The sequence below is a fragment of the Streptomyces sp. NPDC058796 genome (assembly GCF_042745235.1).
Taxonomy (GTDB): Bacteria; Actinomycetota; Actinomycetes; order Streptomycetales; family Streptomycetaceae; genus Streptomyces.
In genome coordinates this window covers 604462-628916 of sequence record NZ_JBHYOP010000002.1, presented here as the reverse complement: position 1 = coordinate 628916, position 24455 = coordinate 604462, and the positions used below count along the sequence as shown (strand labels likewise).

General features: G+C 72.4%; 24 protein-coding genes and 1 pseudogene. 13 read left to right on the top strand and 12 right to left on the bottom strand.

Going from position 1 to position 24455, the window contains the following annotated elements; genetic code table 11:
* Positions 1 to 362: 362 nt before the first annotated feature.
* Positions 363 to 938: a helix-turn-helix domain-containing protein gene (locus ACFW47_RS08205; RefSeq protein WP_386305188.1), complete on the bottom strand. Its 576-nt coding sequence runs from the start codon at positions 936 to 938 to the stop codon at positions 363 to 365.
* A gap of 124 nt (positions 939 to 1062) precedes the next feature.
* Here ACFW47_RS08205 and ACFW47_RS08200 point away from each other — a divergent pair, with 124 nt between their 5' ends.
* On the top strand, positions 1063 to 1689 hold the full coding sequence (locus ACFW47_RS08200; RefSeq protein ID WP_386287832.1) for a class I SAM-dependent methyltransferase: 627 nt from the start codon (positions 1063 to 1065) through the stop codon (positions 1687 to 1689).
* A 31-nt stretch (positions 1690 to 1720) separates the two neighbouring features.
* Positions 1721 to 2221 (top strand): DinB family protein, encoded by a 501-nt coding sequence (locus ACFW47_RS08195; RefSeq protein WP_386305186.1) that lies wholly within the window; start codon positions 1721 to 1723, stop codon positions 2219 to 2221.
* 73 nt (positions 2222 to 2294) lie between these two features.
* On the opposite strand, the gene ACFW47_RS08190 is transcribed toward ACFW47_RS08195, so the two are convergent.
* On the bottom strand, positions 2295 to 3038 hold the full coding sequence (locus ACFW47_RS08190; protein ID WP_386305184.1) for an ABC transporter permease: 744 nt from the start codon (positions 3036 to 3038) through the stop codon (positions 2295 to 2297).
* Positions 3031 to 3996: an ATP-binding cassette domain-containing protein gene (locus tag ACFW47_RS08185; protein ID WP_386305181.1), complete on the bottom strand. Its 966-nt coding sequence runs from the start codon at positions 3994 to 3996 to the stop codon at positions 3031 to 3033. The genes ACFW47_RS08190 and ACFW47_RS08185 overlap by 8 nt, the downstream gene beginning before the upstream one ends.
* A gap of 89 nt (positions 3997 to 4085) precedes the next feature.
* Between ACFW47_RS08185 and ACFW47_RS08180 the strand changes: the two genes are divergently transcribed.
* Positions 4086 to 4844, top strand: coding sequence for a TetR/AcrR family transcriptional regulator (locus tag ACFW47_RS08180; protein WP_386287826.1), 759 nt, complete (start codon positions 4086 to 4088; stop codon positions 4842 to 4844).
* 132 nt (positions 4845 to 4976) lie between these two features.
* Here the strand turns inward: ACFW47_RS08180 and ychF are convergent, their stop codons facing one another.
* Positions 4977 to 6065 carry a redox-regulated ATPase YchF gene (gene ychF, locus ACFW47_RS08175; protein ID WP_386287818.1) on the bottom strand — a complete coding sequence of 363 codons (1089 nt, stop codon included), beginning with the start codon at positions 6063 to 6065 and terminating at the stop codon, positions 4977 to 4979.
* Between the two features lie 172 nt (positions 6066 to 6237).
* On the opposite strand from ychF, the gene ACFW47_RS08170 reads away from it, so the two are divergent.
* Positions 6238 to 6876: a DUF6542 domain-containing protein gene (locus ACFW47_RS08170; RefSeq protein ID WP_386305179.1), complete on the top strand. Its 639-nt coding sequence runs from the start codon at positions 6238 to 6240 to the stop codon at positions 6874 to 6876.
* 28 nt (positions 6877 to 6904) lie between these two features.
* Here ACFW47_RS08170 and ppgK read toward each other — a convergent pair whose 3' ends face one another.
* Positions 6905 to 7669, bottom strand: coding sequence for a polyphosphate--glucose phosphotransferase (gene ppgK, locus ACFW47_RS08165; RefSeq protein WP_386287814.1), 765 nt, complete (start codon positions 7667 to 7669; stop codon positions 6905 to 6907).
* Positions 7670 to 7698: 29 nt separating this feature from the next.
* Entirely contained in the window at positions 7699 to 8730 is a 1032-nt protein-coding gene (locus ACFW47_RS08160) for a 4-hydroxy-3-methylbut-2-enyl diphosphate reductase (RefSeq protein WP_386287812.1), read from the bottom strand.
* A 116-nt stretch (positions 8731 to 8846) separates the two neighbouring features.
* Between ACFW47_RS08160 and ACFW47_RS08155 the strand changes: the two genes are divergently transcribed.
* From ACFW47_RS08155 to ACFW47_RS08145, 3 genes are all read left to right on the top strand, one after another.
* Positions 8847 to 10250, top strand: coding sequence for an APC family permease (locus ACFW47_RS08155; protein ID WP_386287811.1), 1404 nt, complete (start codon positions 8847 to 8849; stop codon positions 10248 to 10250).
* Between the two features lie 600 nt (positions 10251 to 10850).
* The gene (gene xseA, locus ACFW47_RS08150; protein WP_386305177.1) at positions 10851 to 12059 is read left to right on the top strand and encodes an exodeoxyribonuclease VII large subunit; all 1209 of its coding nucleotides are present in this window, start codon (positions 10851 to 10853) and stop codon (positions 12057 to 12059) included.
* Positions 12060 to 12068: 9 nt separating this feature from the next.
* Positions 12069 to 12314 carry an exodeoxyribonuclease VII small subunit gene (locus ACFW47_RS08145; protein ID WP_386305175.1) on the top strand — a complete coding sequence of 82 codons (246 nt, stop codon included), beginning with the start codon at positions 12069 to 12071 and terminating at the stop codon, positions 12312 to 12314.
* Between the two features lie 31 nt (positions 12315 to 12345).
* Here ACFW47_RS08145 and ACFW47_RS08140 read toward each other — a convergent pair whose 3' ends face one another.
* The 3 genes and pseudogenes from ACFW47_RS08140 to ACFW47_RS08130 form a co-directional block, all read right to left on the bottom strand.
* Positions 12346 to 12561 (bottom strand): DUF4287 domain-containing protein, encoded by a 216-nt coding sequence (locus ACFW47_RS08140; protein WP_386286957.1) that lies wholly within the window; start codon positions 12559 to 12561, stop codon positions 12346 to 12348.
* 107 nt (positions 12562 to 12668) lie between these two features.
* Positions 12669 to 13028 (bottom strand): hypothetical protein, encoded by a 360-nt coding sequence (locus ACFW47_RS08135; RefSeq protein WP_386305173.1) that lies wholly within the window; start codon positions 13026 to 13028, stop codon positions 12669 to 12671.
* A gap of 65 nt (positions 13029 to 13093) precedes the next feature.
* Positions 13094 to 13759, bottom strand: a pseudogene (locus ACFW47_RS08130) (glycosyltransferase family 2 protein); the annotation flags it as partial.
* A 342-nt stretch (positions 13760 to 14101) separates the two neighbouring features.
* On the opposite strand from ACFW47_RS08130, the gene ACFW47_RS08125 reads away from it, so the two are divergent.
* Complete coding sequence (locus ACFW47_RS08125; protein ID WP_386286959.1) at positions 14102 to 14692, top strand: malonic semialdehyde reductase; 591 nt, start codon at positions 14102 to 14104, stop codon at positions 14690 to 14692.
* Positions 14693 to 14781: 89 nt separating this feature from the next.
* Here the strand turns inward: ACFW47_RS08125 and ACFW47_RS08120 are convergent, their stop codons facing one another.
* Positions 14782 to 15318 (bottom strand): DUF4245 domain-containing protein, encoded by a 537-nt coding sequence (locus ACFW47_RS08120; RefSeq protein ID WP_386305171.1) that lies wholly within the window; start codon positions 15316 to 15318, stop codon positions 14782 to 14784.
* A 125-nt stretch (positions 15319 to 15443) separates the two neighbouring features.
* Between ACFW47_RS08120 and glpX the strand changes: the two genes are divergently transcribed.
* The gene (glpX, locus tag ACFW47_RS08115) at positions 15444 to 16475 is read left to right on the top strand and encodes a class II fructose-bisphosphatase (RefSeq protein WP_386286963.1); all 1032 of its coding nucleotides are present in this window, start codon (positions 15444 to 15446) and stop codon (positions 16473 to 16475) included.
* 216 nt (positions 16476 to 16691) lie between these two features.
* Here the strand turns inward: glpX and ACFW47_RS08110 are convergent, their stop codons facing one another.
* Complete coding sequence (locus tag ACFW47_RS08110; RefSeq protein WP_073724571.1) at positions 16692 to 17069, bottom strand: WhiB family transcriptional regulator; 378 nt, start codon at positions 17067 to 17069, stop codon at positions 16692 to 16694.
* A 103-nt stretch (positions 17070 to 17172) separates the two neighbouring features.
* The gene (locus ACFW47_RS08105; protein ID WP_386286965.1) at positions 17173 to 17877 is read right to left on the bottom strand and encodes a DUF1707 domain-containing protein; all 705 of its coding nucleotides are present in this window, start codon (positions 17875 to 17877) and stop codon (positions 17173 to 17175) included.
* 243 nt (positions 17878 to 18120) lie between these two features.
* On the opposite strand from ACFW47_RS08105, the gene ACFW47_RS08100 reads away from it, so the two are divergent.
* The 4 genes from ACFW47_RS08100 to ACFW47_RS08085 all read left to right on the top strand — a co-directional run bounded on the left by ACFW47_RS08100 (position 18121) and on the right by ACFW47_RS08085 (position 24444).
* The gene (locus tag ACFW47_RS08100) at positions 18121 to 19788 is read left to right on the top strand and encodes a fumarate hydratase (RefSeq protein ID WP_386286967.1); all 1668 of its coding nucleotides are present in this window, start codon (positions 18121 to 18123) and stop codon (positions 19786 to 19788) included.
* 77 nt (positions 19789 to 19865) lie between these two features.
* Positions 19866 to 21269, top strand: coding sequence for a class II fumarate hydratase (locus tag ACFW47_RS08095; protein ID WP_386305169.1), 1404 nt, complete (start codon positions 19866 to 19868; stop codon positions 21267 to 21269).
* Positions 21270 to 21372: 103 nt separating this feature from the next.
* Entirely contained in the window at positions 21373 to 22074 is a 702-nt protein-coding gene (locus ACFW47_RS08090) for a DUF402 domain-containing protein (RefSeq protein WP_386286970.1), read from the top strand.
* Between the two features lie 279 nt (positions 22075 to 22353).
* Positions 22354 to 24444, top strand: a complete 2091-nt coding sequence (locus ACFW47_RS08085; RefSeq protein WP_386305167.1) for a SpoIIE family protein phosphatase — start codon at positions 22354 to 22356, stop codon at positions 24442 to 24444.
* Positions 24445 to 24455: the final 11 nt, after the last annotated feature.

Below are 24455 nucleotides of genomic sequence, written 5' to 3'. Positions count from 1 at the left end.
GCTCCCGGAGGCGGTGGACCGGGTGCGCTTCTCCCACGCCTCGCGTCCTCGCGGACGGGGCCGGGGTGGCCGAGAACCGCGCCGGCCCCGTCGCCGCCGAGGGGCGGGCGCAACGGGTGCGCCCGGCCGCCAGGGCCGCGCGGACGGGGGCCGCCGCCTTGGCGGGGCGCCCGGCCGGCTCCCGCCGCCGACGGCGACGAGCCCGCGGGTTTCGGCCACCTTGGCGTCCGGTCCGCGGACCGAGCCCCAGCCGCTACGCCGTGGTCCGGCGCCGGGAGGACGGGGGGCGGGCGTCGGCGCGGGGGCATGCGGAGGCGTGCCGGCGGGCGGCGGGGCGGGGGTGCCGGGAAGGGCGTCGCCGCTCAACCGCTGCGCACATGCGCCCGTACCCCTTGCAGCCCGAAGAGGACGAGCAGTTCGACCGCGCCGCCGTCGGCGCTGCCCAGCCAGTGCGGCAGGGACGTGTCGAACTCGGCCGCCTCACCGGGCGACAGGGTCAGATCGCGCTCTCCTACCAGCAACCGCAGCCGGCCACTGAGCACGTACAGCCATTCGAAGCCCTCGTGGGTCTGCGGGGTCGGTTCGAGCGGCGCCGGGCGGCTCGGGATGATCATCTTGAAGGCCTGTGTGCCGCCCGGCCGCCGGGACAACGGCACGAAGACCATTCCGAACCGCCGGATCGGCTTGAGGTGGATCCGGGGATCGCCCGTGCGCGGGGCGCCGACGAGGTCGTCCAGGGGGACGTCGTAGATCCTGGCGAGCGGCAGCAGCAGTTCCAGGGTCGCCCGGCGCTGTCCGCTCTCCAGCCGGGACAGGGTGCTCTCGGACACGCCGGTCGCCGCCGAGAGGTGGGCGAGGGTGATGCCCCGCTCGCGGCGCAGGGTGCGCAGGCGCGGGCCCACGGCGTCGAGCACGTCTTCCGTTCCGGCGTCACCCATGGGGTCAGCTTGCCACAACGGCAAGTTCGCGTGCCGGGTTCCGCCACGGGTGGTGAGACTGGCCGCGCCTCCTCCCGTTTCCCTTCGCCGCTTCCCCCCCTTCCTCCCGACCGAAGGAGTTCCCATGAGCACGACGGACGCGGTCGCCTTCTGGAACGGCCTGTACGCGGCCCGCCCGGCGACCACCGACCCCCGCCCCAACGCCCGGCTCGTCGAGACCGTCGCGGATCTGCCGCCCGGCGACGTGCTGGACCTCGGCTGCGGCGACGGCGGCGACGCGCTGTGGCTCGCCCGCCGCGGCTGGCGCGTCACCGCCGTCGACATCTCGCCGGTGGCGGCCGAGCGGCTGACCGGGCGGGCCCGCGCACACGGTCTCGGCGACCTGATCGACGCGACCCCTCACGACCTGCGCGCCTCCTTCCCCGAGGGCCGCTTCGACCTGATCTGCGCGCACTACCTCCACACCCCCTTCGAGCTGGACCGTTCGGCGGTCCTGCGCACGGCCGCGCACGCGCTGCGCCCCGGCGGGCGGCTGCTGGTCGTCGACCACGGCTCGACCGCGCCGTGGTCGTGGAACCAGGACCCGGACGCCCGGTACCCCACGCCGCGGGAGGTCGCGGCGGACCTCCGTCTCGACCCGGCGACGTGGCGGGCCGAGCGGGCGGACGCACCGCGCCGGACCGCGACCGGCCCGGGCGGACGCACCGCGGAGGTCGTCGACCACGTCCTGATCGTCCGCCGCGACCGCTGACGCGTACGCCCGCCCTCTCAAGGAGGCCACCATGTCCAGCACTCCGCCTCGCACCCACCACCGGGACACCCCTCCGCCCCGCACCGGCAGCAGCGAGACCGAGACCCTGCGCGGGTTCCTCGACCACCTCCGGGACTCGATCGCCGCCAAGGTCGACGGCGCCCCGGAACCGCGGGTACGCACGGCCGCGGTGCCGTCCGGCACGAATCTGCCCGGGCTGCTCAACCACCTGACCCACGTCGAGCGCGCGGTCTTCCTCGGGGAGGAGGTGCGGGACTGGCAGGCCACGTTCCGCGCGGCGCCGGAGCACACCGTGGCCGGGATCGTCGCCCGCTACCGGGAGACCGTCGAGCACGCCAACCGGGCACTCGACACGTGTACCGACCTCGGCGAACCGCTCCCCCGCCCCCGCCCGGGCCGGCCCGCCCCCAGCGTCCGCCGGGCCCTCACCCACCTGATCGAGGAGACCGCCCGCCACGCCGGCCACGCGGACATCCTGCGCGAGCTGATCGACGGCTCGACGGGGCGGTGACTCCGCGGCTGCGACGCGGCTGCGACCCGACAGCCGCGTCAGCCGCCCGCCGATACGCCGGCGTTCCGCTGGTCTAGTGCGTGCGGCGCCGGAACAGAACCCCGGCCGCCGCCACGGACACCACCGTGATCCCCGCGCACCACGCCAGCGCCAGCCACGGGTCGTCGCCCACTCGCCGGCCGAGGAGCAGACCGCGCATGGACTCGATCACCGGCGTCAGCGGCTGGTGTTCGGCGAAGCCGCGGAGCCAGGACGGCATCGTGCCGATCTGCACGAAGCCGCTGGACGGATACGGCAGGAAGGCGATGAAGAAGGTGAACCCCCCTGCCGCCTCCGGGGACTTGGCGATCAGGCCCACCGCCGCCGACAGCCACGACAGCGCGACGACGTAGCAGACCAGCACCCCGACCGCCGCGAGCCACCCGTACGCCGACGCCTGCGGGCGGAAGCCGATCGCGGCGGCCACGCCGAAGACGACGGCGGTGGCGGCGAGATTGCGGACCACCGAGGCCACGACATGTCCGGCCAGAATCGCCGTACCGCTGACGTCCATGGACCGGAAGCGGTCGACGATCCCGCCCCGCATGTCGTTCGCGACGCTCATCGCGGTGTTGCCGGCACCGAAGCCGGCACAGAGCACGAGCACACCCGGCACCACGTACTGCACGTACTTCCCGCCGGTCTCGATCGCCCCGCCGAAGAAGTAGACGAAGACCAGCATCAGCATCACCGGCATCGCGAGCGCGGTGAACAGCGCGTCGGGCGTACGGGCGCTGAGACGGACGGAGCGGCCGGCCATGGTGAGGGCGTCAGACATGTGCGGCCTCCTCGGCTGCGTCGTGGTGCGTGCTGCCCGTGAGGGCCATGAAGACGTCGTCGAGGGTGGTGCCGTGGACCGCGAAGCGGGTGACGAGGCGGTGCTCCGGGTCGACGGCGTCGAGGAGTTCGCGCACGTGGTCGGCGCGACCGCTGGTGGACACCCCGATTCGCAGGCCGTCCGGATCGCGCCGCACGACGAGGTCGCCGAGCAACCGCTCGGCGGCTTCGTACGCCTCGGGGCCGGCGAGAGTCAGATCCAGCCGCTCGTCCGCCACTCGCCGCTTCAGCTCCTCGGCCGTGCCCTCGGCCACGATCAGCCCGCCGTCTATCAGCGCGATCCGGTCGGCGAGGCGGTCGGCCTCCTCCAGGTACTGCGTGGTGAGGAGGACCGTCACCCCGGAGTCCGCCAGCCCGGCGACCAGCTCCCACACCTCCTGCCGGCTGCGCGGGTCGAGCCCGGTGGTCGGCTCGTCGAGGAAGACGACGGCCGGCTCGCCGACGAGCGAGGCGGCCAGGTCGAGGCGCCGTCGCATGCCTCCGGAGTACGTGCCCACGCGCCGGTGCGCGGCGTCGGTGAGCCGGAAACGGGCGAGCAGTTCGTCGGCGCGGGTGCGGGCGGCGGCGCGCGGCAGGCCGGCGAGCCGGGCCGTCATGCGGAGGTTCTCGGCGCCGGTGAGCTCCTGATCGAGGGCGGCGTACTGGCCGGTGAGACTGATCGTCCGGCGGACCGCGGAACGCTCGGTGACGATGTCCCGCCCGGCGATGCGGGCCTCGCCGGCGTCCGCGGCGAGGAGAGTGGCGAGGATCCGGACGGTGGTGGTCTTGCCGGCGCCGTTGGGCCCGAGCAGGGCCAAGACGGTGCCGGGGGCGACGGCGAGGTCGATGCCGCGCAGGACGCGGACGTCTCCGTAGGACTTGGTGAGGCCGCGGGCCTCAATGGCGGATGAACTCTCCACGCTGACTCCTTGCCGACTCTTCTGCGTATGCCATACGCGTTACTGCGTAGACCATACACGGAACTGCGTATGCCATAAACTCGCCTGTCATGGAGAGCAAGACCCCGGACCCCTTCCCCGCCGGCCTCGAGGTCGCCTGGGGCCTGCGCGACCGCCCGCACAAGGGCCCGAAACGCGGCCTGACCCTGGACGGCATCGTGACGGTGGCCATCGCGGTCGCGGACGCCGAGGGCATCGAGGCGGTGTCGATGAGCCGGGTGGCCAAGGAGCTCGGCGCCTCGACGATGGCGCTGTACCGGTACGTGTCGACCAAGGACGAGCTCGTCATGCTGATGGTCGACGCGGCGATCGGCCCGCCGGTGCCGCTGCCGGAGACCGCCCGGGGCGACTGGCGGGCAGGACTGGAGCACTGGGCGGCGGCGATGCGCGACTGCCTGCTCAGGCACCTGTGGGCGGTCCCGCTGGTGGCGGCACACGGACCGCCGGTGACGCCGAACCAACTGGCCTGGCTGGACCAGTGCCTGGCAGTGCTGGCGGACACGCGCCTCGGCCACGGCGAGAAGATCGCGGTGTCACTGCTGATCAGCGGCCAGGTGCGGAGCGAGCTGACCATCCTGTCGCTGCTGCACCAGGACCCGGAGGGGTCGGCGCGGCGGATGGCGGGCTACGGGAAGTTCCTGCGCCGGGTGACGGAGAGCGGTCGGCTCCCGGCACTGCGGGAGGCGGTCACGGACGGAGCCTTCGACGACCTGGACGCGGACACGGCGCCTTCGGCCGACGACTTCGACGACTTCGCCTTCGGACTCGCGCGGGCGCTGGACGGGGTGGCGGCGTACCTGGGGGAATGAGGGGCGGTGCGGTCTCCTCGGGGGCGGCCCCCGCGCCCGTCGAGGAGTACCTGGGGAAAGGGCCCGACTCCGAAGAGCCGGGCCCTGACTGACCTGCGAGTACGCCGGAGCGACGTGGTGATGCGTCGCCTGCTACACGTTGAAGCGGAACTCCACCACGTCCCCGTCCCGCATCACGTAGTCCTTGCCCTCCATGCGCGCCTTGCCCTTCGCGCGGGCCTCGGCGACCGAGCCCGCCTCGACCAGGTCGTCGAAGGAGATGACCTCGGCCTTGATGAAGCCCTTCTGGAAGTCGGTGTGGATGACACCGGCGGCCTCGGGGGCGGTGGCGTCCTTCTTGATGGTCCAGGCGCGGGATTCCTTGGGGCCGGCCGTCAGGTAGGTCTGCAGGCCGAGGGTGCGGAAGCCGACGTGGGCGAGGGTGGCGAGGCCGGGCTCGTCCTGGCCGACGGACTGGAGGAGTTCGAGGGCCTCGTCCTCGTCGAGCTCGGCGAGGTCCGCCTCGAGCTTGGCGTTGAGGAAGATCGCCTCGGCGGGGGCGACCAGGGCGCGCTGCTCGTTCTTGAAGTCGTCGTCGGTCAGCTCGTCCTCGTCGACGTTGAAGACGTAGAGGAACGGCTTCGTCGTGAGGAGGTGGAGGTCGTGGAGGAGTTCCGCGCGCTCGGTGCCCTGGACGATGCCCTGGGAGAAGAGCGTGTCGCCCTTCTCCAGGATCTCCTTGGCCTCCTCGACGGCCTTGACCTTGGGAGCCACGTCCTTCTTGATGCGCGACTCCTTCTGGAGGCGCGGGAGGACCTTCTCGATGGTCTGGAGGTCGGCGAGGATCAGCTCGGTGTTGATCGTCTCGATGTCGTCCTTGGGCGAGACCTTGCCGTCGACGTGGACGACGTTCTCGTCCTTGAAGGCGCGGATGACCTGGCAGATCGCGTCGGACTCGCGGATGTTGGCCAGGAACTTGTTGCCCAGGCCCTCGCCCTCGCTCGCGCCGCGCACGATGCCCGCGATGTCGACGAAGTCGACGGTCGCCGGGAGGACCTTCTCGGAGGAGAAGATCTCGGCCAGCTTCGCCAGACGGGGGTCGGGGACGCCGACCACGCCGACGTTGGGCTCGATCGTGGCGAACGGGTAGTTGGCCGCGAGCACGTCGTTCTTGGTCAGGGCGTTGAACAGGGTCGACTTGCCGACATTCGGCAGACCGACGATTCCGATCGTGAGCGACACGTTGCGACTTCCCGTACGTGAGGATGCGGAGGGGGCGGGCCAGGCGGGCCGATCCACCAGTCTACGGGGTGGCCGGTACGGCCGGTGCGCCCTGTCGAACGCTTGGACCAAGCCCTCCCCCACGGCGTGTCTGTCGGGCTATTCGGCACATAAACCGACCTAAGTTGGTCCAGTGGAGCAACACAGGACGCGACCTGCGCAGTACGGACCGCGACGGGGCCGGGCGCCGCTGCCCCCGCAAGGGCGGGGACCGGCGGGCGGCGGACCGGCGGGCGGCGGGGTGCGCAGGCCCGCCTCCGCACGTCCGGTCCCGGCACGTCCGGCGGCGGCACGTGGACCGGCGGCGCGGCCGGCACCGAGGTCCGGTTCTCCGGTGGTGCGGGCGGTGCGGGCCCTGCGCCGGATGCCCAACCCGCGGCTGACCGGGCTGGGCAGCGGACTGTTCTGCGCGGCGGTGATGCTGGTGCTCGGCTTCCTCGACCAGGCTCTGTTCGGTGCGTCCCTGACGGTGTACGGCGTGCTGTTCCTGCCGGTGTGCCTGCTCACCGCCCTCTGGGTGCGCAGGGGGGACCTGCTCACCGCCCCCGTCGTGGTGCCGATCGCCTTCGCCGTGGGGCTGGTGACGGTCGCCGAGAGCGGCAAGGGAGTGGGCGGGCGGCTCATGGGGCTGGTGACCGCGCTGGCCACGGAGGCCGGCTGGCTGTACGGCGGGACCCTGGTCGCCGGGTCGACGGTGCTGGTGCGCCGGGTGCGGATGCTGCGGCGGCGTCGGGCCGCCGCCGTCGCCGCCCGGGGTCGTACGCCCGCGTGACGGCCGGCTCGGACCCGCGGCGACCCGCTCAGCCCGCGACCGGCCGGCCCGCGCCCTCCGCGGCACGCATCGCCGCGCCCACGATCCCCGCGTTGTTCTGCAGCTGGGCGGGGACGATCTCCGCCTGGACGCCCTCGATGTAGTGCAGGAACTTGTGCGACTTGCGGCTGACCCCGCCGCCGATGATGAAGAGCTGCGGTGAGAACAGCATCTCCACGTGGGCGAGGTACTTCTGCACGCGGTGCGCCCAGTGCTCCCAGGACATGTCGTGGTCGTCCTTGACCTTGCTGGAGGCGCGCTTCTCCGCGTCGTGGCCGTCCAGCTCCAGGTGGCCCAGCTCGCTGTTGGGGACGAGGACGCCGTCGGTGAAGACCGCGCTGCCGATGCCGGTGCCGAAGGTGAGCAGGATGACGGTGCCCTTGCGGCCGCGGCCGGCGCCGAAGTGCATCTCGGCGACGCCCGCCGCGTCCGCGTCGTTGACGACCGTCACGTCGAGCCCGCCCAGCCGCTCGCCGAACAGGGCCCGCGCGTCGGTGTCCACCCAGCTCTTGTCGACGTTGGCCGCCGTGCGGACCGTGGCGCCGCCCGTCACCACGCCCGGGAAGGTCAGCCCCACCGGCCCGGTCCAGCCGAAGTGCTCCACGACCTGCCTGACCCCGTCGGCCACGCCGTCGGGGGTCGCCGGGTGCGGGGTCAGTACCTTGCAGCGCTCCTGGGCCAGGTCGCCCCTGTCGAGGTCCACAGGGGCGCCCTTGATCCCGGATCCGCCGATGTCCACGCCGAAGATCTGCATGGCACCACGTTACGGCCTGCGACTGACAGTCACGCCCCGGCCGTACCGGAGGCGGTCGTACCGGAGCCGCCCCGCTCCGCCACCAGGGAAGCGGCCTCCTCGCGGAGGTCCCGGCGGAGCTCCTTGGGCAGCGAGAAGGTGATCGACTCCTCGGCGGCCTTGACGATCTCCACGTCCTCGAAGCCGCGCTGCGACAGCCATTCCAGGACCTGCTCGACCAGCACGTCCGGGACGGAGGCGCCGGAGGTGACGCCGACCGTGGTCACGCCCTCCAGCCAGGCCGCGTCGATCTCGTCGGCGAAGTCCACCAGGTAGGCCTCGCGCGCGCCCGCCTGCTTGGCGACCTCGACCAGGCGCTTGGAGTTCGAGGAGTTGCGGGAGCCGACGACGATCACGAGGTCGGCCTCGGCGCCCATCTGCTTGACCGCGAGCTGGCGGTTCTGCGTGGCGTAGCAGATGTCGTCGCTCGGCGGGGAGATGAGCTGCGGGAACTTGTCCTTGAGGGCGTCGACGGTCTCCATGGTCTCGTCGACGGAGAGGGTGGTCTGGGAGAGCCAGACCACCTTGGACGGGTCGCGGACCTCGACCTTCGCCACGTCCTCGGGGCCGTCGACGAGCTGGATGTGGTCGGGGGCCTCGCCGGAGGTGCCGATGACCTCCTCGTGGCCCTCGTGGCCGATCAGGAGGATGTCGTAGTCGTCGCCTGCGAAGCGGACGGCCTCCTTGTGCACCTTGGTGACGAGCGGGCAGGTGGCGTCGATGGTGGCGAGCTTCCCGCGCTCGGCCTCCTCGTGGACGACGGGGGCCACACCGTGGGCGGAGAACATCACGATGTTGCCCGGGGGGACCTCCTCCGTCTGCTCGACGAAGATGGCGCCCTTCTTCTCCAGGGTCTGGACGACGTACTTGTTGTGGACGATCTCGTGGCGGACGTACACCGGAGCCCCGTACTGCTCCAGGGCTTTCTCGACGGCGATCACGGCGCGGTCCACACCCGCGCAGTAACCACGGGGGGCGGCGAGCAGGACACGGCGGCCAGGCGAAGCAGTCATGGCACCCATCGTAAGGCCGCGTTCGGCGGGTCAGAGATCGCGTGGGTGCGGGTTCGCCGGAGAGACTGACGGGGACGTGGACGGGAACGTTCCGAGGCGGAGTCCGAGGCGCTGGCGGAGGCACGATGTCCGAGACCGGTACGGCGGCCCAGGGGGCCGGTGGCGAACACCATGGGCACCGCCCGGAACACCAGGAGCAGCAGCTGAAGCGCAGCCTGGGCTTCCGGGACCTGGTCGTCTACGGGCTGCTCTTCATCGCGCCCATGGCCCCGGTGGGCGTCTTCGGCACCCTGGACGCCAAGTCGCACGGCGCGGTGGCGCTCGTCTACGTCGTCGCCACGATCGCCATGGCGTTCACCGCGTTCAGCTACGCCCAGATGGTGCGGGTGGTCCCGCAGGCGGGGTCGGTGTTCGCGTACGCGCGCGTGGGGCTCGGGAACGGTGCCGGGTTCATCGCCGGCTGGATGGCGATGCTGGACTACGTCCTCATCCCGGCCGTGGCCTACCTCTTCTCCGGCATCGCGATGGAGGCGCTGGTCCCCGAGGTGTCGCGGTGGGTGTGGACGGCGCTCGCGGTGGTCGTCACCACCCTGCTGAACCTGTGGGGGGTCCGTGCGGCGGCGCGGGTGGGCTTCCTGGTGCTCGCCATGGAGATCGTGGTCCTCGTCGTCTTCGTGGTGGCGGCGATCGTGGTCCTCGCGCGGGACGGGGCCGCGCGCGACTGGCTGTCGCCGCTGTCCGGGGACGGCACGCAGGGGGCGTTCGCGCTGTCGGCGGTGGTGGGCGCGGTGTCGGTGGCGGTGCTGTCGTACCTGGGCTTCGACGCGATCGCCACCTTCGCGGAGGAGGTCACCGGCGGCTCGGCGAAGGTCGCGCGGGCGCTGTTGTTCTGTCTGGCGCTGGCGGGTGTGCTCTTCGTGGCGCAGACGTATCTGGTGGCGCTGCTGGAGCCGGTGTCGTCGGCGCAGCTGGCGGCGGAGCCGGAGCGGCAGGGTTCGGCGTTCTACGACGCCGTGGACGCGTCGGTCGGCACGTGGCTGCACGACCTGGTGGCGGTGAGCAAGGCGATCGGCGCGGCGTTCGCGGCGCTGGCCGGGCAGGCGGCTGCCGGGCGGCTGCTGTTCGCGATGGGCCGCGACCGGCGGCTGCCGGGGGTGCTCTCACGCACGGATTCCGGGGTGCCGCGCGTGGCGCTGCTGGTGTCCGCCGTGATCACGATGGCGGCGGCGGTGTGGGCGGCCCGCCGGGACGACGGTCTCGACCACCTCGTGTCGGTCGTCGACGTCGGCGCGCTGACCGCGTTCACGCTGCTCCACGCGAGCGTGGTGGGCTGGTTCGTGGTCCGTCGCGGCGGGGGCCCGGTGAGCTGGTGGCGCCACGCGCTGGTGCCCGTGCTCGGCGCGGCGATCACCATCGCCGTGATCGTGGAGGCGTCGAGTACGGCCCAGGTGGTGGGGGCGATCTGGCTGGCGGTGGGGCTGGCGGTACTGGCGGCGCAGGCGCGCGGGAGGCGTACGGCGGGGGTGTGAGGCGGGCTGGCGCGGCCGGTGTGGCGCGTCCGGCACGGCGGGGGCGGGCGCTGCGGGCAGGGGTGGCGGGCCGCTCGGTCGTGCACCGCGCGGGGAGAGACGGCGACCGACGCATGGCGGGCCCGCCAGACCGGGGGCGCGTCCGACAGGGCGGGGGCGGGAGCCTGACCGCGCAGGGGCGGCTGGACACGCGGTCGTGCACCGCGCGGGACGGGCTGCGGCCCGTCGGCCCCGAAATGGCACCTCCAACAGGACGAGTCAGGCCCCCTGCGGACGGACACGCCATAGTGCACCGCACCGAGAAGGACGGCGACCGATGCGAGGCAAGCCCGCCAGGCCGGGTGGCGCCTCCAGCCGGCAGGGGCGGGAGCCCTGCCGCGCAGGCGCGGCGGGACACGCGGTCGTGCACCACCCGGAAAAGGACTGCGGCCGATTGGCACGGCAACCGGGCTCCCGTGCTCGGGCCTGGCGTCCCGGGGCGCGCCGTGGGGTGGCCGGGCACGGGTCCCGAAGTGCTGCGAGCAGGTACCGGCACGGCGCCCGGGCCGGTGTCGTCCCGTCCGGCCGGGGTTGTCGTACCCGGCCGTTACGCTCGGGCGCATGGCTGTTAACTCGACCCCCGAAAGCCCGCTGCCCGTGGGTGAGGTGTCACGGCTGATCGGGGGCTGGATCGACCGGCTCGGCGCGGTGTGGGTCGAGGGGCAGATCACGCAGTTGTCGCGGCGGCCGGGCGCGGGGGTCGTGTTCCTGACGCTGCGTGACCCGTCGTACGACATCTCCGTGAGCGTGACCTGCTACCGGCAGGTGTTCGACGCGGTGGCGGACGTGGTCGGTGAGGGCGCGCGGGTCGTCGTGCACGCCAAGCCGGAGTGGTACGCGCCGCGCGGGCAGCTGTCGCTGCGGGCGGCCGCGATCAAGCCGGTAGGCGTTGGGGAGCTGCTGGCGCGGCTGGAGCAGCTGAAGAAGGCGCTCGCGCGCGAGGGGCTGTTCGCGGCGGAACGGAAGAAGCCACTGCCGTTCCTGCCGCAGCTGATCGGACTGGTGTGCGGGCGGGCCTCGGCGGCCGAGCGGGACGTCCTGGAGAACGCCCGGCACCGCTGGCCCGCCGTCCGCTTCGAGGTGCGCAACGTCCCCGTGCAGGGCGTGCACGCGGTGCCGCAGGTGGTGCAGGCGGTGAAGGAGCTGGACGCGATCGACGACGTGGACGTGATCGTCGTCGCGCGCGGCGGCGGCAGCGTGGAGGATCTGCTGCCGTTCTCCGACGAGCAGCTGGTGCGGGCGGTCGCCGCCTGCCGTACGCCGGTCGTCTCGGCGATCGGGCACGAGCCGGACAGCCCCCTGCTGGACCTGGTCGCCGACCTGCGCGCCTCCACGCCGACCGACGCCGCGAAGAAGGTCGTACCGGACGTCGGCGAGGAGTACGAGCGGGTGCGGCAGCTGCGGGACCGGGCGCGGCGGTGCGTGGCCGCGTTCGTCGACCGGGAGGAGCGGGGGCTGGCCCACGCGCTCACCCGGCCGTCGATACAGGACCCGCACCGGATGATCGACGAGCGGGCCGAACAGGTGGCGGCCCTGCTGGAGCGGGGCCGCCGCACGCTCCGGCACCACCTCGACCGGGCCGACTCCGAGCTGACGCACACGCACGCGCGCGTGGTGGCCCTCTCCCCCGCCGCGACCCTGAAGCGCGGGTACGCCGTGCTGCAGCGGGCCGACGGGCACGCCGTCCGTGACCCCGGCGAGGTGGAGCCGGGCGAGCCCCTGCGCGCCCGCGTGTCCGAGGGCGATTTCTCCGTACGAGTCGATGCGTAAGGTGAGTGGATGACCAGCGATGTGGAGCAGCCGACGGCCGTGTCCGAGGCGCTCGGGTACGAGCAGGCGCGGGACGAGCTGATCGAGGTCGTACGGCGGCTGGAGGCGGGCGGTACGACGCTGGAGGAGTCCCTCGCCCTGTGGGAGCGGGGCGAGGAGCTGGCGAAGGTCTGCCGCCGCTGGCTGGACGGCGCCCGCGCCCGCCTGGACGCGGCGCTGGCCGAGGAGGCGGAGGCGGACGAGGACGCCCCCTAGCCCGCCACCCCCTGGCCGTGCCGGGCGCGGCTCATTTCCCGCTGTCCTCGGCGAGCGTGTGCGCGACCAGCGCGTTGGCGTGTCCGTGGCCCAGACCGTGCTCGGTCTTGAGCCAGGAGACGAGCTCCATGTGCTTGGTGAGCGGGGAGGAGCGGATCAGCTCCTTCCACTCCGCGATCGGACGCCCGTACTTCTTCTCGATCGACGGGAAGTAGGAGGCCGGTCCCTTGACTGCGCTGCCGGTCATGTTCCGTGTGCTCCCTCGGTGCCGTTGACGGTGTGCTGCCCTTTACGACCCCGGTGCGCGGGAGAAGTGACCGCCCGCAGCGAGTGACCTGCGTCACCGCCTCCGGGTCAGCGGCCGGGGCGGGTGGAGGGCAGCTCCGCGGACCAGTGGGCGACGTCCCGCAGCAGGGCGGCCGGGGTGGTGTTCCGCATGACCTCCAGGCGCTGAATCCGCCCGTCCGCGCCCGACCGCGGGTCCGGCGGCAGTGGCCGGTCCGCGCCCCTGATGAGCCTGCTGTCCTGCTGCGTTCCGGCCTGGCTCGACCAGACGTCGCGGCGCAGGGTGAGCAGGGCGTACGGCAGCGCACGCTGCTGCGCGAACGCTTCACGGCGATCCTCACCAACAGCCGGCAGCGCCAGGACCGGTCCCCGGGGCGGTCGAGCCGGTAGGCGATGCCCCAGGCACAGCCCTTGAGGACGACGCCGCACAGGTAGAGCAGGGTCAGCAGAGCGGCCAGGTGCAGCGGTGCCCACAGCAGGTGCCGTACGACCAGGACCGGGGCCGCGATCACCCACAGGACGTGCCCGTAGTACAGCGCGACGGCGGCCGGGCCCCGGCGCCACATGAAGCGGCCGGTGAAGAAGAGGTTCCTGATGAAGCTCTTCTTCCAGCGGATCTGCTGGCGCAGGAAGGAGGACGGCCGGGACGGCACCCGGGTCCGGACGCGGGCGGCGCGGCTGTAGCCGACCTCCCAGCGCAGCTCGGGATGGTCGTGGTCGCGGGCGAACGGGGAGTCGGCGTGCCGCTCCTTGAGCGCGCGGCCGTGCCAGGCCTGGCCGAGCACATAGCCGGTGAGCTGACGGTCGGTGGCGAAGCGGAACGGGGCGCCGAGGAAGCGGTCCTCGGCCCACGCGGGCAGGTAGTTCCAGATGGCCTCGCGGCGGAACGCGGCGAGCGGGCCGGAGACGCAGCTCACCGAGTCGAAGGCGGCCTCGGCGGCCTTGGTGATCTGGAACTGGCCCTCGTACCAGACGTCCTGGACGCGGGCCAGCAGACCGGCGTCGGCGTTGAGCGCCCGGCAGTGGCCGCTGACCGCGCCCAGCTCCGGATGACGGACCAGGGCGGTGACGCAGTGCCGCACGGCGTCCGGTGCGACGACGCAGTCGGAGTCGGTGAACAGCAGGACGTCCCCGTCGGCGACGGCGCAGGCGCGGACCAGCGCGCCCTTCTTGCCGAGGTTCTCGTCCAGCCTGAGGAAGGTGGTGCGGTGGGCAGTCCCACGTAGCCGAGCCCCACGACCGCGACGGTGAGTCCGGTTACGTCACGTTGTGCGGTGATTTTCACATCGTCATATAGGCGCACTCCTCGCGCTCACCCCTCACCCGACACGCCCACCGCTCCCCCGACTCGCGGGGCTCCGTCACGCGGGCGGCCCTGTGAAGCGGATCACCGCACGGGGAGTTTGGTTGAATGTTGAACTTCTTTCGCGTAGCGTCGTCCTCGTCAACGGCTCCCCGCCGGCCGTGCGGAGCCGACGCACACCCCCCGAGGAAGATCACGTATGTCTCTCGTCCTTGACCCCGCCGCCCAGGACCTGCTGTTCCGCGAGGCCCGCACCGCGAACACCTTCACCGACGAGCCGGTGACCGACGAGCAGGTGCAGGCGATCTACGACCTGGTCAAGTACGGCCCGACCGCCTTCAACCAGTCGCCCCTGCGCATCACCCTGGTCCGCTCCCCCGAGGCCCGCGAGCGCCTGGTCCAGCACATGGCCGAGGGCAACCGGCCCAAGACGGCCACCGCCCCGCTGGTCGCCATCCTGTCGGCGGACAACGAGTTCCACGAGGAACTGCCGCAGCTCATGCCGCACGCTCCGCAGATCAAGGACGCCTTCTTCAGCGAGCGCCCGGTGCGCGAGGGTGCCGCGGGCCTGAACGCCGCCCTGCAGGCCGCGTACTTCATCGTCGGCGTCCGCGCCGCCGGGCTGGCCGCCGGCCCGATGACGGGGCTGGACTTCGAGGGCGTCCGCAAGGAGTTCCTGGACGACGACCACACCCCGCTGATGGTCGTCAACATCGGCCGTCCCGGCCCGGACGCCTGGTTCCCGCGCTCCCCGCGGCTGGCGTACGAGCAGGTCGTCACCACGGTCTGAGGCCGGCCCCGGCGCGGACAGAACGAAGCCCCCGGTGCGCCACCGGGGGCTTCGTCGTGTCCGCGCGGTGCGCGGAGTACGGCGCCGGCTCAGGCCAGCTTCAGCGCCGCCGCCATCTTGCCCAGCTGCTCGAACGATCCCGTGCCCGCCACGACCGTCGTCGCGTTCTTCACGCCGTCGGTGTCGTGCAGCACCAGCGCCTCGTACCGGCCGCCCGTGTACCGGGTCCACGTCCGGCCGCCGATCTCCTCGGTGGTCCCGGTCTTCCGCGCGCCCTGGCTGGCCTCCTCGATGAACTCGGCCGGCTTCCGCGTCGACTGCTCGACCGCCACGTACTCCCCGTCGGGGGCGTGGTAGCCCAGGTGCCAGGCGTTGTCCTCGGCGCCGCGGTAGCGGACGGAGGTCGGCTTCCACTCCTGGGGCAGCCCCTCGGGCGCCGCCACCGGGTACGGCGCGGCGCGGCGAGCGGTGGTCAGCTCGACCGTGTAGTCGACCCGCTTCAGGTCGGGACCGCCGTCGTCGTCGTGCGGGATGAAGAGATACATGACCAGTCCCGCGAGAACGATGACGCCCAGGGAGAGCACCATGTCCCGGGCCGTCTTCTGCTTGCCGTTCGTACCTGCCACGCCCCTATCGTCGCAGGTCCCCGATGTGCTCATACGTGGGGTCCCCTGCTCATTTTGTCGGACTGACGATAGAGTCATGGCCACACCCTCATCCGGCCGTCGTCGTATCAGAAAGGTGCGTTCCGATGACCGAGCATCATCTGCCCTCCGAGCTGGACGTTCCCTCGGAGGCCCCCGACCGCAACCTCGCCATGGAACTGGTGCGGGTGACCGAAGCCGCGGCGATGGCCGCCGGGCGCTGGGTCGGGCGCGGAGACAAGAACGGCGCCGACGGTGCCGCGGTCCGCGCCATGCGGACCCTCGTCCACACCGTCTCGATGAACGGCGTCGTCGTCATCGGTGAGGGCGAGAAGGACGAGGCCCCGATGCTCTTCAACGGGGAGCGGGTCGGCGACGGCACCGGCGCCGAGGTGGACATCGCCGTGGACCCGATCGACGGGACCACGCTGACCGCCAAGGGCATGACCAACGCCATCGCGGTGCTGGCCGCGGCCGAGCGCGGCTCCATGTTCGACCCGTCGGCCGTCTTCTACATGGACAAGCTGGTCACCGGTCCGGAGGCCGCCGACTTCGTCGACATCAACGCGCCCGTCTCCGTGAACATCCGCCGCATCGCCAAGGCCAAGCGGCGCACCCCCGAGGACGTCACCGTCGTCATCCTCGACCGGCCCCGCCACCAGGGCCTCATCAAGGAGGTCCGGGAAACCGGCGCCCGCATCAAGCTGATCTCCGACGGCGACGTGGCCGGCTCCATCCTGGCGCTGCGCGAGGGCACCGGCATCGACCTGCTGCTCGGGGTCGGCGGCACGCCGGAGGGCATCATCTCGGCGTGCGCGGTGAAGTGCCTGGGCGGCACCATCCAGGGCAAGCTCTGGCCCAAGGACGACGAGGAGCGGCAGCGCGCGGTCGACGCCGGGCACGACCTGGACCGGGTGCTGACCACCGACGACCTGGTCTCCGGGGACAACGTGTTCTTCGTCGCGACCGGCATCACCGACGGTGAGCTGCTGCGCGGGGTGCGGTACCGGTCCGAGACCGCGACGACCGACTCGATCGTGATGCGGTCGAAGTCGGGGACGGTGCGGCGGATCGACTCCGAGCACCGGCTGAGCAAGCTGCGGGCGTACAGCGCGATCGACTTCGACCGGGCGAAGTGACTCCGTCGGCTGTGCGGGGCGCCGTCTGAGGCGGGGGGCTCCTGTCTCGTGGCGAGTACGGGTCCGCTGTGGCTGGTCGCGCAGTTCCCGTGCCCCTGGGATGCCGCAGCTCGCGGCGCGAGACAGGCGCTGGCCGCTGCCCTGAGGACATCTCCCGTCCCCGTGTGAAAAGGGCACCCTCTGTGCGGAGAGGGTGCCCTTTCGTTCGTCTGGGGTCTAGCCGGCCGCCGCTATGCGTCCCGTCGTGCTGGCGGCCTTCTTCAGTTCCAGGTCGCGGCGGCGGCGACGCGCCAGGACCACGCGGCGTTCGGCGGCGGTGAGGCCGCCCCAGACGCCGTAGGGCTCGGGCTGCAGGAGGGCGTGCTCTCGGCACTCGACCATGACCGGGCAGCGTGCGCAGACCCGCTTGGCCGCCTCCTCACGGGAGAGACGGGCCGCGGTGGGTTCCTTGGAAGGGGCGAAGAACAGGCCGGCCTCGTCGCGCCGGCACACCGCCTCGGTGTGCCAAGGAGCGTCCTGGTCCCTGTGCCGCACAGGCACCCGCTGGGCCGGAACGGCAGCTACCTGCAGGGACGAATGCGGCGGTTGCAGCACGGTCTACTCCTGACGACGGCTTCGCGAGCGAGAGACGATGCGTCAGGCTTACCCGTTGTACGCGCGCCTATGCACAGGGTTCTCAACCGGCGCGCGAGCCGCGCTACAGGTGCTTGCGCAAACCCTTCTCGACCTTGCGGTGCACCCGGTCGAGGATGTCCGCGACGAGCTTGCCGCGCTTCGGCCGGGCCTCGACGCTGCCCAGCACCGCCCAGCCGTCCACGTAGACGACGGGGGCGTCGGCCTCGGCGGAGTCGACGGCGTCGACCTCGAAGCTGCCGAGCACGCCGCCACCGGCTCCGCGCAACGACACGTTCTCCGGGACGTGCACCTCGACGCTGCCGAAGACGGAGAACGCCTTGATCACGACCTGCTGGTGCTCGAAGAGCGCCTCGCTGAGGTCGATCTCGACACTGCCGAAGACCGCGTACGCGTGGATGCGGCGGCCGGCCCGCCAGCGGCCTTTGCGGACCGCGCTGCTGAAGACCGCGACCATGTTCTCGTCCGCTTCCGCCGGGACGGTGCCGGCGGTGGGGCGGTGGGGAGCCGGGGGAACACCGCGGCGGCCCGCGTGCGCGGCGGGCAGGTCGCGCACGAAGACGTCCAGCTCGCCGACCGTTCTGGCGGCCAGCACGCCCTCGACGCGCTCGGCGTGCTCGTCGGCGGTCAGCCGTCCCTCGGCGAGGGCGTCGCGGAGCATGTCGGCGATGCGGTCGCGGTCGGCGTCCGAGGCGCGCATCTCGGAGACGCTCGGCGCGGTGCCGCGCGGTGCCGCGTCCTGCGTTGGGGCGTGCTTGTGAAGGTCCACGGCAACAGAGTAGCGAAACGCGATAGATCGCGACTAGCCCTGTGGACGGCCTTCTCGCGGCACGGCCGCGGACTTACTGAGCCTTACCTCACAAGCTCGGCACCGCGGGCAGGTTCTACGCTGGTTGGCGCTGCCAACGGAGGCCAGCCGTCGTTGCTGGGAGATCCGCCGGGATCCGCCCGGATCCGCCGGGAGATCCAGGGAAGTCCAGCCGCGCGTGATGTCTAGTGAGGAATGGGCGAGATGCCTGAGTTCGCGTACACCGATCTGCTCCCCCAGGGTGAGGACACCACTCCGTACCGGCTGGTGACCGCCGAGGGTGTGTCCACCTTCGAGGCCGACGGGCGGACGTTCCTCAAGGTCGAGCCGGAGGCGCTGCGCAAGCTGGCCGAGGAGGCCATCCACGACATCCAGCACTACCTGCGCCCGGCCCACCTGGCGCAGCTGCGCCGCATCATCGACGACCCCGAGGCGTCGGGCAACGACAAGTTCGTGGCCCTGGACCTGCTGAAGAACGCGAACATCGCGGCGGCTGGCGTACTGCCCATGTGCCAGGACACCGGCACGGCGATCGTCATGGGCAAGCGCGGGCAGAACGTGCTGACGGCGGGCGGCGACGAGGAGGCCCTGAGCCGGGGCATCTACGACGCGTACAAGAACCTGAACCTGCGCTACTCGCAGATGGCTCCGCTCACCATGTGGGAGGAGAAGAACACCGGCTCCAACCTCCCCGCCCAGATCGAGCTGTACGCGACCGACGGCGGCGCCTACAAGTTCCTGTTCATGGCCAAGGGCGGCGGTTCGGCCAACAAGTCCTTCCTCTACCAGGAGACGAAGGCCGTCCTGAACGAGTCCTCCATGATGAAGTTCCTGGAGGAGAAGATCCGCTCGCTGGGGACGGCCGCCTGCCCGCCGTACCACCTGGCGATCGTGGTCGGCGGCACGTCCGCCGAGTACGCGCTGAAGACCGCGAAGTACGCCTCCGCGCACTACCTGGACGAGATCCCCGCCGAGGGCTCGGAGCTCGGGCACGGCTTCCGGGACAAGGAGCTGGAGGAGAAGGTCTTCGAGCTGACGCAGAAGATCGGCATCGGCGCGCAGTTCGGCGGCAAGTACTTCTGCCACGACGTGCGCGTGGTGCGCCTGCCGAGGCACGGGGCGTCCTGCCCGGTCGCCATCGCCGTGTCCTGCTCGGCGGACCGGCAGGCGGTCGCGAAGATCACCGCCGAGGGCGTCTTCCTGGAGCAGCTGGAGACCGACCCGGCGCGGTTCCTGCCGGAGACCACGGACGAGCAGCTGGCGGAGGAGGGCGCCGTCGTCAGGATCGACCTCAACCAGCCGATGGACGACATCCTCGCCGAGCTGACCAAGCACCCGGTCAAGACCCGGCTGTCCCTGACCGGTCCGCTCGTCGTGGCCCGCGACATCGCGCACGCCAAGATCAAGGAGCGGCTGGACGCGGGCGAGGAGATGCCGCAGTACCTGAAGGACCACCCCGTGTACTACGCGGGTCCGGCCAAGACGCCGGAAGGGTACGCCTCCGGGTCCTTCGGTCCGACGACCGCCGGGCGCATGGACTCCTACGTGGAGCAGTTCCAGGCGGCGGGCGGCTCCAAGGTGATGCTGGCCAAGGGCAACCGGAGCAAGCAGGTCACCGACGCCTGCGACACGCACGGCGGCTTCTACCTCGGCTCCATCGGCGGTCCGGCGGCGCGCCTCGCCCAGGACTGCATCAAGAAGGTCGAGGTCGTCGAGTACGAGGAGCTCGGCATGGAGGCGGTCTGGAAGATCGAGGTCGAGGACTTCCCGGCGTTCATCGTGGTGGACGACAAGGGCAACGACTTCTTCCAGGACCCGGCGCCGGCGCCCACCTTCACGTCCATTCCGGTGCGCGGTCCCGGACTCGCCTGACCAGGACCGTGACGATCCGCCTCCACGGGGAACAGTGGTCCCGGCGCGGACGCTGTGACACGTGGAGGTGATCGTCGATGGCCGACGAACAGGACAGGACCGAGTACCGCACGGAGCACGACTCCATGGGCGAGGTGCGGGTGCCCGCCCACGCCAAGTGGCGGGCCCAGACACAGCGGGCGGTGGAGAACTTCCCCGTCTCCGGGCAGCGCGTCGAACGCGCGCACATCGAGGCGCTCGCCCGGATCAAGGGCGCGGCGGCCAAGGTCAACGCCGAGCTGGGCGTCCTGGACGAGGACGTCGCGGCCGCGATCCAGGAGGCGGCCGACGAGGTCGCGGAGGGGAAGTGGGACGCGCACTTCCCGGTCGACGTGTTCCAGACGGGCTCGGGCACCTCGTCCAACATGAACACCAACGAGGTCGTCGCCACCCTCGCCAGTGAGCGGCTGGGCCGGGACGTGCACCCCAACGACCACGTCAACGCCTCGCAGTCCTCCAACGACGTCTTCCCGTCCTCCATCCACATCGCCGCCACCGCCGCCGTCACCCGCGACCTTATCCCGGCCCTCGACCACCTCGCCGGCGCCCTGGAGCGCAAGGCCGAGGAGTTCGCCGACGTGGTGAAGTCGGGGCGTACGCACCTCATGGACGCCACGCCGGTCACCCTGGGGCAGGAGTTCGGCGGGTACGCCGCCCAGGTGCGGTACGGCATCGAGCGGCTGGAGGCGTCGCTGCCCCGGCTCGCCGAGCTGCCGCTGGGCGGCACCGCCGTCGGCACCGGCATCAACACCCCGCCCGGCTTCTCCGCCGCCGTCATCGCGGAGGTGGCCCGCGTCACGGGGCTGCCGCTGACCGAGGCGCGCGACCACTTCGAGGCGCAGGGCGCCCGGGACGGCGTCGTCGAGACCAGCGGACAGCTGCGGACCATCGGCGTCGGACTGACGAAGATCGCCAACGACCTGCGGTGGATGGCGTCCGGGCCGCGCACCGGGCTCGCGGAGATCTCGCTCCCCGACCTCCAGCCCGGGTCGTCCATCATGCCCGGCAAGGTCAACCCGGTGATCCCGGAAGCGGTCCTCATGGTCGCCGCCCAGGTCACCGGCAACGACGCGACCGTCGCCGCCGCCGGAGCGGCCGGCAACTTCGAGCTGAACGTCATGCTGCCGGTCATCGCCAAGAACGTGCTGGAGTCGGTGCGGCTGCTCGCCAACGTCTCCCGGCTGCTCGCCGACCGGACCGTCGACGGCGTCGTCGCGCACCGGGACCGGGCCCGGGAGTACGCCGAGTCGTCGCCCTCCGTCGTCACGCCGCTGAACAAGTACATCGGGTACGAGGAGGCCGCCAAGGTCGCCAAGAAGGCACTCGCCGAGCGGAAGACGATCCGTCAGGTCGTGCTGGAGGGCGGGTACGTCGAGCGCGGCGACCTCACGGGCGAGCAGCTGGACGAGGCGCTGGACGTGCTGCGGATGACCCACCCGTGACCGGACGGGTCCGGCCCGGAAGTGCCGCGTCGGCCGTCCCGCGCGCGGGGCGCTCCTCGCGATCACCGGCGCGTCGGATGGCCGGGGCACCTAATATCTGCCCATGGCAGACGGTGAGACGGTGAGCGCGGCGGAGGCGGACGGGCCGGCGGCCCCCACGGAGTTCTGGACGCCCGGGAGCCCCATCCTGTGGCGGTACCGGGAGAACGGCGGCCCGCACGTGCACATCGCGCGCCCCGTCACCGTCGTACGGGACGACGCGGAGCTGCTCGCCGTCTGGCTGGCGCCCGGCACCGAGTGCGTGAAGCCGGTCATCGCCGACGGCACGCCCGTGCACCTGGAACCCCTGGTGACGCGCTACACCAAGCCGCGCACGGTGCACCGCGACCGGTGGTTCGGCACGGGTGTGCTGAAGCTGGCGCGGCCCGGTGCGCCCTGGTCGGTGTGGCTGTTCTGGGACCCGGGCTGGCAGTTCAAGAACTGGTACGTGAACCTGGAGGAGCCGCTCGCCCGCTGGGAGGGCGGTGTCGACTCCGAGGACCACTTCCTGGACATCTCCGTGCACCCGGACCGCAGCTGGCACTGGCGGGACGAGGACGAGTTCGCGCAGGCCCAGCGGGACCGGCTGATGGACGCCGGGCTGGCCGAACGGGTGCGGCAGGCGGGCCGGGCCGCGGTGGCGGAGATCCGCGCCTGGGGATCACCGTACGCGGACGGCTGGGAACACTGGCGACCCGATCCGTCCTGGGAGGTACCGTCGCTCCCCGGAGACTGGGACCGCACACCCGCGCACGTGTCCTCATGAGACCCTTGATGCGCCCCCGGTCAGGAAACGTAGGATCGTCCTCCGCAACCAGCAGGGCAGCAACCGGCGGAGCGTGCACCGTGCTTGACCGATCGTCACCGAGGGGCGGCAGGACGTGAGCGAGAGGTACGCAGACAACACGGGCCCGGGCCGCGAACGGTCCGCCGGAGACACAGGAACAGCCTCTGACCACGCGGGAATCCCGTTCCCGGGGCACCTAAACCGGGTATCGGGATTTCTGCGGGACGAACTGCACGCGCCGCGCGCAGTCCCGGACGGATGGATTCGACACGCGTGACGGAGCACCCGACCTCCTTCGACCGCCCGACGGCGGGCGGTGACCCCGCGGACCCCCGCGGGGCGCTCCTGCGTACCCCCGTGCCGCCGCGCGCCTCCGGGTCCGCGTTATCGGCACAGGGGCGCGCCGGCCAGACGCCGCCGACCTCCGGCACGGACGCCTTCGAGCACTCCCAGCCCGGCACCGAACCGGCCGCCGGTTCCGACACCCACCGCCCGCGGCCCACGCCCGACGGCGTCCCGGTGCAGCCGGGCGGTGCGCAGACCGGTGCGGGAGCCGGGCCGGGGCCCGGCCCCGCCGCGGGAACACCGGCGCGGACGGAGCGCCGCACCGGGCAGCTCACCTCGCCCGGCCGGCCCACGCCCATGCGGCGGGACGGGGACCGGCTCCGCTTCGTGGGAGCCGCGACCCGGCGGATCGCGCGGGGCATGGACCTCGACGAGATCGTGATGGGGCTGTGCCGGGCCACCGTGCCGACCTTCGCGGACGCGATCCTGGTCTACCTGCGCGAGCCGCTGCCGGTCGGCGACGAACGGCCCACCGGACCCCTGGTGCTGCGACTGCGGCGCACCGACCGCATACCGGCCGAGCGGGACACCGAGAACGGGTTCGTGCCCGCGGCCCAGCCCGAACCGTCGGAGCTGGAGACGGTCGGCTCCGAGCTGTGCGAGGTGCGGCCGGGCAGCGCGCTCGCCGAGGTGCTGCGCGGGGTGCGCCCGGTCTTCACGGACACCCCCGCGGCCCGCGCCGCCCTGCCCGAACTGCTCGGGGACGGCGGCGGCCTCGCCCTGCCCGACGGACAGCGGGCGATCCTCGCGCCGCTGCGCGGCCGGCGCCGGGTGATCGGGGCCGCCCTCTTCCTGCGCGGCCCCGAGCGCGTCGCCTTCGAGGCCGACGACCTGCTGGTCGCCGCCCAGCTGGCCACGCACAGCGCGCTCGGCATCGACAAGGCGGTGCTGTACGGCCGTGAGGCGTACATCGCCGACGAGCTGCAGCGCACCATGCTCCCGGAGAACCTGCCGCACTGCACCGGCGTGCGGCTCGCCTCCCGCTACCTCCCGGCCGCGGAGACCGCGCGGGTCGGCGGCGACTGGTACGACGCGATCCCGCTGCCCGGCAGCCGCGTCGCGCTGGTCGTCGGCGACGTGATGGGCCACTCCATGACGTCGGCGGCCATCATGGGCCAGCTGCGGACCACCGCGCAGACCCTGGCCGGGCTCGACCTGCCGCCGCAGGAGGTGCTGCACCACCTCGACGAGCAGGCCCAGCGCCTGGGCACCGACCGCATGGCGACCTGCCTGTACGCCGTCTACGACCCGGTCTCGCACCGCATCACCGTCGCCAACGCCGGCCACCCGCCGCCCGTCCTGCTCCACCTCGGCGGCCACGCGGAGGTGCTGCGGGTGCCCGCGGGCGCCCCGATCGGCGTGGGCGGCGTGGACTTCGAGGCCGTGGAGCTGGACGCCCCCGCGGGTGCCACGCTGCTGCTCTACACCGACGGGCTGGTCGAGTCCCGCCTGCGCGACGTGTGGACCGGCATAGAGCAGCTGCGGGAACGCCTCGCCGTCACCGCGCAGCTCACCGGCCCCGATCATCCGCCGCCCCTGGAAGCCCTGTGCGACGAGGTGCTGGACATGCTCGGGCCGGGCGACCGGGACGACGACATCGCGCTGCTCGCCGCCCGCTTCGACGGCATCGCGCCCAGCGATGTGGCGTACTGGTTCCTGGAGCCCGACGACACCGCTCCGGGACGGGCCAGGCGGCTGGCCCGCCGCGCTCTCGGCCGCTGGGGCATGGAGGACCTGACCGACTCCGTGGAGCTGCTGGTCAGCGAGGTCGTGACCAACGCCGTGCGGTACGCCACCAAGCCGGTCACCCTGCGGCTGCTGCGCACGGACGTGCTGCGCTGCGAGGTCGGCGACGACGTGCCCCAGCTGCCGCGGCTGCGGCAGGCGCGGGCCACCGACGAGGGCGGGCGCGGACTGTACCTGGTGAACCGGCTGGCCCGGCGCTGGGGAGCGACCCGGCTGAGCACCGGAAAGGTGGTCTGGTTCGAGCTGAACCGGGGCTGAGGCCCGCGTAC

Bases quoted from the DNA above. Each gene is read 5' to 3' on its own strand.
- ACFW47_RS08090 (WP_386286970.1), top strand. From the start codon at position 21,373: ATGGCAGACGGTGAGACGGTGAGCGCGGCGGAGGCGGACGGGCCGGCG.
- ACFW47_RS08195 (WP_386305186.1), top strand. From the start codon at position 1,721: ATGTCCAGCACTCCGCCTCGCACCCACCACCGGGACACCCCTCCGCCC.
- xseA (WP_386305177.1), top strand. From the start codon at position 10,851: ATGGCTGTTAACTCGACCCCCGAAAGCCCGCTGCCCGTGGGTGAGGTG.
- ACFW47_RS08205 (WP_386305188.1), bottom strand. From the start codon at position 938: ATGGGTGACGCCGGAACGGAAGACGTGCTCGACGCCGTGGGCCCGCGC.
- ACFW47_RS08085 (WP_386305167.1), top strand. From the start codon at position 22,354: ATGGATTCGACACGCGTGACGGAGCACCCGACCTCCTTCGACCGCCCG.
- ACFW47_RS08160 (WP_386287812.1), bottom strand. From the start codon at position 8,730: ATGGGTGCCATGACTGCTTCGCCTGGCCGCCGTGTCCTGCTCGCCGCC.
- ACFW47_RS08145 (WP_386305175.1), top strand. From the start codon at position 12,069: ATGACCAGCGATGTGGAGCAGCCGACGGCCGTGTCCGAGGCGCTCGGG.
- ACFW47_RS08125 (WP_386286959.1), top strand. From the start codon at position 14,102: ATGTCTCTCGTCCTTGACCCCGCCGCCCAGGACCTGCTGTTCCGCGAG.
- ACFW47_RS08100 (WP_386286967.1), top strand. From the start codon at position 18,121: ATGCCTGAGTTCGCGTACACCGATCTGCTCCCCCAGGGTGAGGACACC.
- ACFW47_RS08155 (WP_386287811.1), top strand. From the start codon at position 8,847: ATGTCCGAGACCGGTACGGCGGCCCAGGGGGCCGGTGGCGAACACCAT.
- glpX (WP_386286963.1), top strand. From the start codon at position 15,444: ATGACCGAGCATCATCTGCCCTCCGAGCTGGACGTTCCCTCGGAGGCC.
- ACFW47_RS08095 (WP_386305169.1), top strand. From the start codon at position 19,866: ATGGCCGACGAACAGGACAGGACCGAGTACCGCACGGAGCACGACTCC.
- ACFW47_RS08140 (WP_386286957.1), bottom strand. From the start codon at position 12,561: ATGACCGGCAGCGCAGTCAAGGGACCGGCCTCCTACTTCCCGTCGATC.
- ACFW47_RS08190 (WP_386305184.1), bottom strand. From the start codon at position 3,038: ATGTCTGACGCCCTCACCATGGCCGGCCGCTCCGTCCGTCTCAGCGCC.
- ACFW47_RS08200 (WP_386287832.1), top strand. From the start codon at position 1,063: ATGAGCACGACGGACGCGGTCGCCTTCTGGAACGGCCTGTACGCGGCC.
- ACFW47_RS08180 (WP_386287826.1), top strand. From the start codon at position 4,086: ATGGAGAGCAAGACCCCGGACCCCTTCCCCGCCGGCCTCGAGGTCGCC.
- ppgK (WP_386287814.1), bottom strand. From the start codon at position 7,669: ATGCAGATCTTCGGCGTGGACATCGGCGGATCCGGGATCAAGGGCGCC.